This is a genomic window from Mycobacterium lehmannii, from assembly GCF_001499925.1.
Lineage (GTDB): Bacteria > Actinomycetota > Actinomycetes > Mycobacteriales > Mycobacteriaceae > Mycobacterium > Mycobacterium lehmannii.
The window spans coordinates 1-12,647 of the sequence record NZ_LQIR01000069.1 but is presented as its reverse complement, the minus strand read 5'-3'; the positions used below and the strand labels follow the sequence as shown (position 1 = coordinate 12,647).

Sequence of the window (12,647 nt, the reverse complement as noted above, 5' to 3'; positions counted from 1 at the left end):
AGTATCGTCAGAGGACTTGCTAATTTACAAAGCAAGTCGTCACAAGCTTTTTGGGTCTTGAACAGTCATGCGAAGTGATACCGATGATAGACATAGATGCCAAGCGGTTTGCGTAGTGCATCGACCCCGGACGCATCGGATTACCGAAAGGCCTTGCGTCAGCCGACTTTGGGCACGCTGGCCAGGCGCACATAGGCCGATGCCGCCTCGGCACGGTTGGTCGCGTGCAGCTTTCGCAGCACCCTCTTCACGTGGGACTTCACCGTGCCGGCCGAAATCACCAGCTCATCGGCAATCTGTTGGTTCGTGCGACCGGCCGCCATCAGCCGAAGCACCTCGACCTCGCGGCGCGTCAGCATCGCCATCACCCTCGTCTGGACCTCGGCCAACGATCGCGCCGCGGGGCTGCGCTCCAGCGGCTCGATCTTGCGCAAGTCCAAATCCGCGTCCTGTAACGCACGTGCCGCTTCGTCCGCTGACGCCAATGCGTTGCGTACCTCCGCGTGCTGGCGGCGCATCCTTTCCAACAGAACGGTGCGCTCGTAGGCGTAGCCGAAGCCCTCCGCGAACGCCCACACCGTGTCGCGGTCGATCTCGTCGACCATCCGGCCGGAGTACAACCGGTCGGCATGGAGGAAGCCGATCACCTTGCCGGTCGGCATGACCGGCGCCGCAACGTAGGAATGGGTCATCGAGAAGTCGACGATCGGCCTGTTGACGCGGGGGTCGTTGCGGGCGTCGCGCACGATCGCCGGCGCGTGGCGGCGGATCATCTGCGTCTCCAACAGCATGTGATTGAGCGGAGGCGCCACTGACTGGGCGAACGCAACCATCTTCTCGGCGCCCTCGCGGTCCTCGCCGAAGTACGCCGATTCCATGAACATCCGGCCCTCGTGCACGCGGAACAGCACCGCGCGATCGAACCCGCATGACTCCACCAATTCCAGTGGCGCCCGGTCGACGATCGTCGCGACGTCGTCGACCACGCGCAGCTTGCTCAAGCCCTCCTGCACCTGCAACAGCGCGAAGGTGCGCCGTCTCGCACCGTCCTCGATCAACTCTCGTTCGAGCGCGCACAGATCGAGCACCGATTCGAGCGCTAGGAGCGCCTCGTCGTCACCGCACGCTTCCAACGCATTTCGCACCTCGGTGGCCTTGCTGTCGATGGCTTCCGACACCACGGCCATCGGATCATCGGTGGGGTCGACACCCCAATCGGAAAATGTCTCCCGGTAGCGGCGAGCGGCCTCGCTTTCCCTGGCCGGGCGTGACGCCCAGCCAGGATGGCCGGTCAACGACTCGGCCGAGTCGGACTCGGGTGCGCCGCCGGCCATGATCATGGTGCCCACTGTCCTCCGGCGGCGGCTGCGTTGCGGTCAGAACCGCAAATTGCCCTCGTACGGGAGTGGGAGTACTCCCCAACGGGGGATCGCTTTGCTGCCGCGGCTGGCCGAGGCTGATGGACATGTCATCTACCACCATTTCGGCGCTCGAGCTGTTGACGACGCCACAGGGCATCGCCGACCCGTATCCGCTATACGACCAGCTGCGGGCCCACTCACCGGTCCCGGGCTACCGGGACTGGCCGCCGGGCACCGTGCCGGGTGCGGACGAACCCGTCACCGCCTGGGCGCTTTTCCGCTACGACCAGATCTTCGAGGCGGCGCGCGACAGTGCCACATTTTCGTCGCGGGACCCGCTGCAGGAGGCCTCGTCCGCGCCCAGCCTGATGCTGGTCAACACGGACCCGCCCAAGCACGAAGTAGAACGAAAGTTGGTCGGGCAGGCGTTCTCTCCGCGACGCGTCAAGCGGCTGGAAACCTGGCTCAACGGGTTGATCCCGCAACTGCTCTCCGATCTCGGCGAGGGTGAGGTCGACGTGATGACGTTCGCCGCCGAAATCCCCACCAGGGCCATGGTGCGCCTGCTGGGTCTGCCCGAAGGCGACCACGTCCGGTTCAGGCGATGGGCCAACGCATTCATGTTGTCCTCGGCGCTGACCCCGGAGGAGCGCATGGCAAGCAACGAGGAGATGGTCGCGACGTTCGCCGCCCGGCTGGCCGACCACACCGCACGGGTGGCCCAGCAGGGGACGAGCGAAGACATCGACGACGCCGAGGACCTCATCTCGGCGCTGTTACGCGCCGAGGTGGACGGTCAGCGGCTGACACCGGAGGAGATCGTCCGATTCTGCGTCACGCTGGTGGTCGCGGGCAGCGAGACCACGACCTTCCTCATCGGCAACCTGTTACATGCCCTCGCGCGCGAACCCGAGATCGCCGCGCGCATTCGCGCCGACCGGGCGCTGCTGACTGTCTTCATCGAAGAGACGATGCGGCTCGACGGGCCGCCGCAACGCCTGTTCCGGATCACCACCCGTGATGTGGAGGTGGGGGGCAAGCTGATCCGCGCGGGGGACTGGGTGGCGCTGTTCTTCGGTTCGGCCAATCGCGATCCAGCGGTATTTCCCGATCCGTCGCGGCTGGACATCGATCGCCCGAATCTGCGCAGACAGCTCTCATTCGGTCACGGGCTGCATTTCTGCCTCGGTTCCTCGCTGGCCCGGCTGGAAGTGACGGCGATGCTCAACGGGGTGCTCGACCGTTATCAGCACATCGCGTTGAGCGACGACCCCGGCACGAAGCAGACCGCCAGCCTGCTGACGCACGCGTATGTCCGTCTGCCCCTTCGCCTGTCATGACCGCCATCACCGAAGAGGCACGTAACATCGAGACGACGAAGGCCATCTACGCCGCAGTACCCGCGGGAGACCTGAACACCGCGCTGCGGCACCTCGATCCAGATGTCCGCATCACGTACTACGGCACCGAGGCGATCCCGTATGCCGGTGATTACCAAGGGATCGCGGAGGCGATGACGTTCTTCACCAGGGTCGGGCAGACCATCGAGATCGTCGAGATGGAACCGTGGAAGTTCATCGCACAGGGTGACGACCTCGCGGTGTGGGGCCGGCAGCGCTTCCGCAGGCTCGACACCGGGTACGAATGGCAGTCCGAGTTCGCGCACATCATCACGCTCCGTCGCGGGCGCTGGCTGCATTTCCGCGACTTCATGAACTCCGCCCTGAGCCAGGAGGCGTTCAGCCGATGAGAATCACCGCCGACCGGGAAATCTGCATGTCCGCAGGGATGTGCGTGATGACCGCTGGCGAGTTCTTCGATCAGGACGAAGGTGGTGTCGTCGTGCTCGCTTGCGCGGCGGTGCCCGACGACGAGCAAGCACGGGTCCGGCTCGCCGTCGGACTGTGCCCGTCGGGCGCCATCCAGGTGTTGCCGAGGTGACTGCGCCATGCAGATTGTTCGATATCGACAAGATACTTGATTCGCGATAAGTGACTGTTAGAGCGTCAATTAATGTTCCATGATGCGCTCTTAAGGCGTATTGGCTATGGACATAACTGTGACGGACCGCGTACCCTCGCCAATGTCACACGTCCACATCGACCTGCCCGGAGGGAGGTGCACGGCGCCATGGTGATCGACGCGCAGACGATGGCCAAGCCCGTGCGCGCGGTCGGTGGATTCTTCGCCATGTCCATGGACACCCTCGTGATGATGTTCCGGCCGCCGTTCGCGTGGCGCGAATATCTGATCCAGTGCTGGTTCGTAGCACGGGTGTCGACCCTTCCGGGACTGCTGATGACGATCCCATGGGCGGTGATCTCAGGGTTTCTGTTCAACGTCTTGTTGTCCGACATCGGAGCCGCCGATTTCTCCGGCACGGGTGCCGCGATTTTCACTGTGTCCCAAAGCGGTCCGATTGTGACGGTGTTGGTCGTCGCCGGCGCCGGTGCCACCGCCATGTGCGCCGATCTGGGGGCGCGGACCATTCGGGAGGAACTCGACGCGCTGCGGGTGATGGGCATCGACCCCATTCAGGCCTTGGTTGTTCCGCGGGTGCTGGCGGCCACAACGGTGTCGCTGGCACTGAACTCGGTGCTGATCGTGACGGGTCTTGTTGGCGCGTTTCTGTGTTCGGTGTATCTCATGGACGTCTCGGCGGGCGCGTGGGTGGCCGGTCTGACCACGTTGACCGGCTTGGCCGACGTCATCATCTCGATGATCAAGGCGACCCTTTTCGGGCTGACGGCCGGGCTGATCGCTTGCTATCAGGGCATGTCGGTGGGCGGTGGTCCGGCCGGGGTGGGTCGCGCGGTGAACGAAACGGTGGTGTTCGCGTTCATCGTCTTGTTCCTGACCAACATCATCGTGACCGCCGTCGGCGTTCCGTTCATGGTGTCGTGAGGTGAAGCGATGTCGCTGAGTGTCCCGAGCGCGCTTCATCCACGGTTGCAGCGCACCGCGAAGGCCGGGGTGGGCGGGTGGCACCGACTCGGAGAGCAGACGCGCTTTTATGCCACCACGCTTGCCGGGATTCCCGATGCGGTGGTCAAGTACCGCAGTGAGCTGTTGCGAGTGATCGCCCAGATGGGTTTGGGCAGTGGGGCTTTGGCGGTGATCGGTGGAACGATCGTAATTATCGCGTTCCTGACGATCACCACGGGGGCGATCGTGGCGGTGCAGGGTTACAACCAGTTGGCCTCGGTGGGGGTGGAGGCGCTGACCGGGTTCGCGTCGGCCTTCTTCAACACCCGCGAAATCCAGCCGGGCACGGTGATGGTGGCGCTGGCGGCGACCATCGGTGCCGGCAGTACGGCTCAGTTGGGCGCGATGCGGATCAACGAGGAGATCGACGCGCTCGAGGCCATCGGTATCCGCACCGTGAGTTACCTGGCGTCGACGCGGGTGGTGGCCGGAGTGATCGTGGCGGTCCCGCTGTTCTGTGTGGGGCTGATGACGGCCTTCCTCGCCGCTCGGCTAGGCACCACCGCCGTCTATGGGCAGGGATCCGGTGTCTATGACCATTACTTCTACACCTACCTCAGCCCCACCGATGTGTTGTGGTCGTTGGCCGAGGTGGCCGCGGTGGCACTGATGATCATGCTGATGTGCACCTACTACGGCTATACGGCCAGCGGCGGGCCGGCCGGGGTGGGAGAGGCTGTGGGCCGGGCGGTGCGGGCGTCGATGGTCGTGGCGTCGTTGTTGATCCTGGTCATGACGCTGGCGATCTATGGCCAGTCCGGCGACTTCCACCTGGCGGCTTAGTGGCATGAACCGCAGGGCAGGGACACACCGCATCTCCACCGGGTGGTGGACGCTGATATTGCTGTTGGCGATCGCGTTGTTCTTGTTCGGGTCCGCCGCGGCGTTTTGGGGCACGTTCCGGTCGTACGTGCCGGTGACGTTGACCTCGGAGCGGGCGGGGCTGGTGATGGAGACTGACGCAGATGTGATGTTGCGTGGGGTGCGGGTGGGCCGGGTCAGTCAACTCGGCAGCGATGCGGACGCCACCAGGCTGCGGTTGGAGATCGACCCCGACCAGATCCGCTACATCCCGGCCAATGTGGGGGCCCAGATCAGTGCGACCACCGCGTTCGGCACGAAGTTCGTTGAGCTGATGATGCCATCGGATCCGAGCCCCAAGCGGTTGGCCGCCGGGGCGGTCTTGCATGCGGAGCGGGTCAGCACCGAGATCAACACCGTGTTCGAGAACGTCGTCGAGCTGCTCAAGATGGTCGACCCGCTGAAGCTGAACGCGGTGTTGACCGCGGTTGCCGAGGGCGTGCGCGGACAGGGCGAGCGGATGGGCCAAGGGATCACCGATCTGAACCAGGTGTTGTCGGCGCTCAACGCGCGCAGCGACACTATTGGGCAGAACTGGGTTTCGCTGACGGACTTCACCGACACCTATGGTGCGGTCGCCGAGGACATCGCGACAATTCTGGACGCCGTCAGTACCACCAGCACCACGATCACCGAGCACGCCGGCGCATTGGATGCGTTGTTGTTGAACGTGATCGGCTTGTCGGACGCGGGCACCACCCTGCTGGGCGCAAGCAAGGACGATCTCGTCGAGGCGGTCAACGTCCTCGAGCCCACCACCGGTCTGCTGCTGCACCACAACCCGGTGTACACGTGCTTCTTGCAGGGCACCACGTGGTATCTGAACAACGGCGGCTATGCGGCGTGGGGTGGTGACGGGCGCACGCTGCAGCTCGACGTCGCGCTGTTGTTGGGTAACGACCCCTACGCGTACCCGCAGCACCTGCCCGTCGTTGCGGCCAAGGGCGGACCCGGCGGCAAGCCGGGTTGCGGGTCGCTTCCGGATGTCACCAAGAACTTCCCGGTGCGCCATCTTGTCACCAACACCGGCTGGGGCGCCGGCGTGGACATTCGCCCCAATCCCGGTATCGGACATCCATGCTGGGCGAATTACTTGCCGGTGACCCGCGCCGTGCCCGAGGCGCCGAGCATCCGCCAATGCATTCCGGGCCCGGCGATCGGGCCGGTGCCCTACCCGGGAGCCCCGCCCTACGGCGCGCCGCTGTACGGGCCGGGTGGAACGCCGTTGTGGCCGGGCCTCGCCCCGGCCGGGCCCGCGCCGGGCCCGGCGCAGCCCCACGGGAATGGACAGGGTCCACCGTGATCGCCGCCGCGACCGTGACCGTTGATACCCGACAAGAACAGGACGAAAGTCGTGGCTGACCTCAAGGGCGTCATCTGGCGGCTGGCCATCTTCTTGACCGCGTGTGCATTCGTCGCATTCCTGCTCGTGGTGACATTCGGACAGTTTCGCTTTGATGCGGGCAACACCTATTACGCCGAGTTCACCAATGTCTCCAACATGCGGGAAGGCACGATCGTGCGGATCGCCGGGGTGGAGGTCGGCAAGGTCGGCGACATCTCCATCAACCCGGATGCGACGGTGCGGGTGGCGTTTTCGGCCGACAAGTCGGTCGTGTTGACCGAGGGTTCTCGGGCCGTGATCCGCTATGACAATCTGGTCGGCGACCGCTACCTGGCACTGGAGGAAGGCACCGGCGGGGTCAAGACGCTGCATCCCGGACAGACGATCCCGCCGACCCGCACCGAACCCGCGCTGGATCTTGATGCGGTGATCGGCGGTTTCAAGCCGCTGTTTCGGGCGCTCGACGCTGACCAGGTCAACACACTCAGTGCGCAGTTGATCGAGGCGTTCCAGGGGCAGGGACCCGCCCTCGGCTCGTTTCTGGCCCAGGCCGCGGCGGTGACCAACACGTTGGCCGACCGGGATGTGTTGATCGGGCAGGTCATCGACAACCTCAATGTCGTCCTGGGCTCGCTGGGCGGACAAAGCGAGCGGCTCGACACCGCGGTGTCATCGCTGTCGGAGCTGATCGACGGACTGGCCCAACGGCGCACCGATGTGTCCAACGCGGTGGCCTACACAAACGCCGCGACCGGGTCACTCGCCGACCTGTTGGCGCAATCGCGCGCCCCGTTCCGCAAGGTGGTGCATGAGACCGACCGGGTGGCCGAGATCGCCGTGGCGGACCGCGACTATCTGGACAACTTGCTCAACACGCTGCCCGACAAGTACCAGGCACTGGTGCGCCAAGGGATGTATGGCGACTACTTCAGCTTCTATTTCTGTGATGTCGTGCTCAAGCTCAACGGCAAAGGCGGACAGCCGGTGTATGTCAAGGTGGCCGGTCAGAGCACCGGGCGGTGCGCGCCCAAGTGAAGTCCTTTGCAGAGCGCAGCCCGATCCTGATCGGGACCATCGGCATGGTGACCGTCGGCGCGATGGTGCTGGCGGCGCTGCAGTACCAGAAGTTGCCCTTCCTCAATTCGGGCACCCACTACTCGGCGTATTTCGCCGACGCTGGGGGGTTGAACACCGGTGCCGCCGTTGAGGTCTCGGGCTATCCGGTGGGCAGCGTCACCGGAATCGAACTGGAGGAGGCCGGCGTGCTGGTCACCTTCATGATCGGTGAGGATGTTCGCCTCGGCGACCGCACCGAGGCCGCGATCAAGACCAAGAGCCTGCTGGGCGCCAAGATCGTCGACGTGACTCCCCGCGGGGACGACCGGCTCCGCGGCACCATTCCGTTGGCGCGTACGGTCTCGCCGTATCAATTGCCCGATGCACTGGGGGATTTGGCCACCACCATCAGCGGGCTGAACACCAACCAGCTGTCGGACTCGCTGGCCACGTTGGCCCATACCTTCTCCGACACGCCCCCAGACCTCAAGGATGCGGTGGCAGGGGTGGCGCGGCTCGCCGAAACGCTCAACACCCGCGATGATCAACTGCGCCGTCTGCTCGACAACGCGGCCCAAGCGACCGGGGTACTGGCCAACCGCACCGACCAGATCGTGAGCTTGGTGGGTGACACCAATGCGCTGCTGGCACAACTGCGGACACAGAGCGCGGCGTTGGATCAACTCTGGGCCAACATCTCGGCGGTCTCCCGGCAGCTGGGTGGGTTCATCGCCGAGAACCGCGCACAGCTGCGGCCGGCGCTCGACAAGCTCAACGGGGTGCTGGCGATCGTCGATGACCGCAAAGAGCGGGTGGCCCAAGCGATCAAGCTGGTCAACACCTACGCGATGTCGCTGGGTGAGTCGATTTCGTCCGGCCCGTTCTTCAAGGCCTATGTCGCCAACCTGTTTCCCGGCCAGTTTGTGCAACCGTTCGTCGATGCCGCGTTCTCCGACCTCGGGCTGGGCCCGGCGACCTTGCTGCCCTCGAAGCGCACCGATCCGCAAACCGGCCAGCCCGGCACCCCGGCGTTGCCCATGCCCTACCCGCGCACCGGCCAGGGCGGCGAACCGAGGTTGCAGCTGCCCGACGCGATCACCGGCAATCCCGGCGACCAAGCGTGCGGGCCGGCGGGCATCGCGTTGCCCGGCCCGGGCTGCTACCCGCACCGCCCACCGCCGCCGGCGCCTGCCCCCGGTGGCCCGCCGCCGGGCCCGCCCGCGCTTGCCCCGCCCGAGTTGGCCGCCACGCCCGAGCCGACCCCCGCGCCGGTCTACCTGCCGGCACCGGGTGAGGCACCGTCATCCCCGCAGCCCGGAGGCCAATCATGATCCGGCGGCTGTCGAACCCGCGCGTGGTGGTGGCCGGCGTGCTGGTCGTGCTGTTGGGTGCGGGCCTGTTCGTCGCGGTTCGCCAGCCCATCCAGACCGACCGCATGACCGTGGTGGCCTACTTCGAGAACAGCACCGGGGTGTTCGCCGGTGATCATGTGCGCATCCGAGGCGTGTCGGTGGGCAGGGTCGAAAAGATCGAACCCGAGCCGCAGCGGGCCAAGGTCACGATGTGGGTCGACGCCAAGTACCGGGTGCCCGCCGACGCCAAGGCCGCGATCCTGTCGCCGCAGCTGGTCACGGCCCGTGCCATTCAGCTGACACCGCCCTACAGCGGCGGGCCGACAATGGCCGACGGGGCGGTCATCGGTCTGGATCGCACCGCGGTCCCGGTGGAATGGGACGACCTGCGGGTCCAACTCGAGCGGGTGACCGAACTGCTCAAACCCGATCAGCCCGGCGGCGTAAGCACGCTGGGTGCGTTGATCAACACCGCCGCAGACAACGTGCGTGGGCAGGGACCGTCCATTCGTGACGCGATACTCAAACTGTCCCAGACGGTGTCGGTGCTGGCCGATCACAGCACCGACGTGTTCGCCACCGTCAAGAACCTCTCGACGCTGGTGTCGGCGCTGCGAGACAGCGCCGATCTGCTCGAAGCGCTCAACCACAACCTGGCCGCGGTCACCGCGCTGCTGGCCGACGACCCCGACAAGGTGGGCCAGGCCGCCGAGGATCTCAACGCGGTGGTCGCCGATGTCGGAGAGTTCGCCGCCGAGCACACCGAGGCGATCGGCACCGCCTCTGACCAGATGGCGTCGATCACCGGCACGCTGGTCGACAGCATCGATGACATCAAGCAGACGCTGCACATCGCCCCGACGGTGTTGCAGAACTTCGCGAACCTCTACGAGCCCGCCAACGGTTCACTCACCGGTGCGCTTGCCATCAACAACTTCGCCGACCCGATTTCGTTTCTGTGCGGCGCGATCCAATCGGCCTCCCGACTGGGCGGCGAGCAATCGGCCAAACTGTGCGCGCAATATATGGCGCCCATCATCAAGAACCGCCAGTACAACTTCCCGCCGATCGGCGAGAACCTTTTCGTCGGCACCCAGGCCCGGCCCAACGAGATCACCTACAGCGAGGACTGGATGCGGCCCGACTTCGTTCCGCCCGCCGCCGAGACGGGGCCCGTAGCGGCGATTGCCACCGATCCGACCGACGGCCTGCCCGGCATGATGACCCCGCCCGAGGCCGGCTCATGACATCGCGATGGCGGGGTCGCAGGGCGGCCAGCCTGCTGCTGGTGGCGATCGTGTCGGTATCGGCAAGTTGTGGTTGGCAGGGGCCCAATTCGTTGCCGCTGCCTGGTGTGCAGGGTAAGGGGCCGGACTCGTTTGTGGTCCAGGCGCAGCTGCCCGATGTCAACAACATCCAACCGAATTCGCGGGTGCGTGTCGCCGACGTCGCGGTCGGGCATGTCACCAAGATCGAACGCCAGGGCTGGCATGCGTTGCTGACCATGCGACTCAATGCCGACGTCGACCTACCGGCCAACTCGACGGCCAAGATCGGTACCACCAGCCTGCTGGGTTCCTTGCACATCGAGCTTGCGCCTCCCACAACCGAACCCCCGAAGGACAAACTGCATGACGGTTCGCTGATTCCGCTGGCCCGTGCCGGCGCCTATCCGAGCACCGAGCAGACGCTGGCCGCGTTGGCGATGGTGCTCAACGGCGGCGGGGTGGGCCAGGTTCAGGACATCACCGAGGCGTTCACCACCGCGATGCGGGGTCGCGAGCACGACGTGCGCAGCTTGATTGGCCAACTCGACGAATTCAGCGCCCACCTCAATGAGCAGACCGGCGACATCGTCGCGGCCACCGACAGCCTCAACCGGCTGGTCGGCACGTTCGCTGACCAGCAGCCCGTGCTGGACCGTGCGCTGGCCACCGTCCCCGACGCCCTCGAGGTGCTCAACGCCGAGCGCGACAACCTCGTGGAAGCCGCTGATCGCCTCGGCGAGTTCAGCGCCCTGACCGTGGACACCGTCAATCAGACCAAGGACAACCTGGTCGAGGAGTTGCGCGACGTCGGACCGGTGTTCGAGTCGCTGGCCAACGCCGGTACCAGCATGACGCGGGCCCTCAGCCTGCTTCTGACGTTTCCGTTTCCCAATGAAACCTTCGAGAACTTCCAGCGCGGCGACTACGCGAATCTGACCGCCATCATCGACCTCACGCTCAGCCGCATCGACCAAAGCATCTTCACCGGCACCCGGTGGGAGTGCGATCTGACCGAACTCGAACTGCAGTGGGGCCGAACCATCGGCCAGTTCCCCAGCCCCTGCACGGCGGGCGGACCCAACAATCTCGGGAATCCGCTGACCGTCGCGTACCGGTGGGACCAGGGGCCTTAGCGTGCACCTGAACCGAAAGATCTGGATCCAGCTGACCATCTTCACCGTGGTCGCGGTTGGCGCGGTCGCGTTGCTGATGCTGCAATTCGTCAGCCTGCCGGCAACGATGTTCGGTGTCGGGCGCTACACGGTGACGATGGAGCTGCCCAAATCCGGCGGGCTCTACGAATCCGGCAACGTCACCTATCGCGGCACCAAGGTTGGCCGGGTGGAATCGGTGCAGCTGACCGACACCGGCGTCGAGGCGGTGCTATCGCTGAAATCGGGTATCGACATTCCCTCAGACCTGCAGGCCGAAGTGCACAGCCAGTCGGCGATCGGCGAATCCTACGTGCTGCTGCTGCCGCGTAACGCCACGTCGCGGCCGCTGCGCAACGGCGACGTGATCAAACTGGCCGACACCTGGGTTCCGCCCGACATCAACGCCCTGCTGGCCACCGCCAACACTGGTCTGGCGGCCATCCCGCGCGACAATCTCAAGACGGTGATCGACGAGTCCTACACCGCCGTGGGCGGACTGGGCCCGGAACTGTCGCGGCTGGTCAAAGGCACCTCCACGCTGGCCATCGATGCCCGCACCAACCTCGACGCGCTGACCACGCTGATCGATGATGCCCAACCTGTGTTGGATTCCCAGACCGCCACTTCCGAGGCGATCGAGGCGTGGGCAACACAGCTGGCTACGGTGACCGAAGAAGTGCGCGATCACGACCAGGCCGTCGCCGGTGTCATCGACGCCGGCGGCCCGGCGGCCGCCCAAACACGACACCTCGTCGAGCGGCTACAACCCGCCCTGCCGATCCTGATGGCCAACCTGGTCTCCGTCGGCCAGGTCGCGCTGACCTATCAGAACGACGTCGAACAACTGCTGGTCGTCTTCCCGCGGGTCATCGAGAACAACCAAGCCGGCATCCTGGCCAACCTGGACACGAAACAGGACTACAAAGGCCAATACCTGAGCTTCAACCTCAACCTCAATCTCCCACCCCCTTGCACCACCGGCTTCCTGCCTGCCCAACAACAGCGCGTCGCCACCTTCGAAGATTCTCCACCGCGGCCCCCCGGTGACCTGTACTGCCGAGTGCCCCAGGACTCCCAGTTCAATGTGCGTGGGGCACGTAACATTCCGTGCGAGACCGTGCCCGGCAAGCGCGCGCCCACGGTGGCGTTGTGCGAGAGCGACGAACAGTATGTGCCCCTCAACGACGGTTTCAACTGGAAGGGCGACCCGAATGCGACGTTGTCGGGCCAGGCGGTCCCCCACCTGCCCCCGGGATCTGCGAACC

The 12,647-nt window shown here is 65.4% G+C and carries 12 protein-coding genes; 11 read left to right on the top strand and 1 reads right to left on the bottom strand.

All coding sequences use genetic code 11. The annotated features are described in order from the left end of the window. Window positions 1-158 precede the first annotated feature (158 nt). The gene (locus AU192_RS24080; RefSeq protein ID WP_064400195.1) at window positions 159-1,340 is read right to left on the bottom strand and encodes a LuxR C-terminal-related transcriptional regulator; all 1,182 of its coding nucleotides are present in this window, start codon (window positions 1,338-1,340) and stop codon (window positions 159-161) included. 125 nt (window positions 1,341-1,465) lie between these two features. Here AU192_RS24080 and AU192_RS24075 point away from each other — a divergent pair, with 125 nt between their 5' ends. The 11 genes from AU192_RS24075 to AU192_RS24025 form a co-directional block, all read left to right on the top strand. Then, window positions 1,466-2,701 carry a cytochrome P450 gene (locus tag AU192_RS24075; protein WP_064400194.1) on the top strand — a complete coding sequence of 412 codons (1,236 nt, stop codon included), beginning with the start codon at window positions 1,466-1,468 and terminating at the stop codon, window positions 2,699-2,701. Beyond that, complete coding sequence (locus AU192_RS24070; protein ID WP_064400060.1) at window positions 2,698-3,111, top strand: nuclear transport factor 2 family protein; 414 nt, start codon at window positions 2,698-2,700, stop codon at window positions 3,109-3,111. Before AU192_RS24075 ends, AU192_RS24070 begins: the two co-directional genes overlap by 4 nt. After that, window positions 3,108-3,302 (top strand): ferredoxin, encoded by a 195-nt coding sequence (locus AU192_RS24065; RefSeq protein WP_064400059.1) that lies wholly within the window; start codon window positions 3,108-3,110, stop codon window positions 3,300-3,302. The genes AU192_RS24070 and AU192_RS24065 overlap by 4 nt, the downstream gene beginning before the upstream one ends. Before the next feature lie 189 nt (window positions 3,303-3,491). After that, a complete protein-coding gene (locus AU192_RS24060) occupies window positions 3,492-4,265 on the top strand; it encodes an MlaE family ABC transporter permease (protein ID WP_064400193.1) in 774 nt (257 codons plus the stop codon). Between the two features lie 9 nt (window positions 4,266-4,274). Further along, window positions 4,275-5,129 carry an ABC transporter permease gene (locus tag AU192_RS24055; RefSeq protein ID WP_064400058.1) on the top strand — a complete coding sequence of 285 codons (855 nt, stop codon included), beginning with the start codon at window positions 4,275-4,277 and terminating at the stop codon, window positions 5,127-5,129. 4 nt (window positions 5,130-5,133) lie between these two features. Continuing rightward, complete coding sequence (locus AU192_RS24050; RefSeq protein WP_064400057.1) at window positions 5,134-6,510, top strand: MCE family protein; 1,377 nt, start codon at window positions 5,134-5,136, stop codon at window positions 6,508-6,510. 51 nt (window positions 6,511-6,561) lie between these two features. Then, window positions 6,562-7,587, top strand: coding sequence for a virulence factor Mce family protein (locus AU192_RS24045; RefSeq protein ID WP_198957217.1), 1,026 nt, complete (start codon window positions 6,562-6,564; stop codon window positions 7,585-7,587). Further along, window positions 7,584-8,939 (top strand): virulence factor Mce family protein, encoded by a 1,356-nt coding sequence (locus AU192_RS24040; RefSeq protein ID WP_064400056.1) that lies wholly within the window; start codon window positions 7,584-7,586, stop codon window positions 8,937-8,939. Before AU192_RS24045 ends, AU192_RS24040 begins: the two co-directional genes overlap by 4 nt. Next, the gene (locus tag AU192_RS24035) at window positions 8,936-10,207 is read left to right on the top strand and encodes a virulence factor Mce family protein (RefSeq protein ID WP_064400055.1); all 1,272 of its coding nucleotides are present in this window, start codon (window positions 8,936-8,938) and stop codon (window positions 10,205-10,207) included. The genes AU192_RS24040 and AU192_RS24035 overlap by 4 nt, the downstream gene beginning before the upstream one ends. Beyond that, on the top strand, window positions 10,204-11,361 hold the full coding sequence (locus tag AU192_RS24030) for a virulence factor Mce family protein (RefSeq protein WP_064400054.1): 1,158 nt from the start codon (window positions 10,204-10,206) through the stop codon (window positions 11,359-11,361). Before AU192_RS24035 ends, AU192_RS24030 begins: the two co-directional genes overlap by 4 nt. A gap of 1 nt (window position 11,362) precedes the next feature. After that, the coding region (locus tag AU192_RS24025) for an MCE family protein (protein WP_064400053.1) at window positions 11,363-12,647 on the top strand (1,285 nt) is incomplete at its 3' end.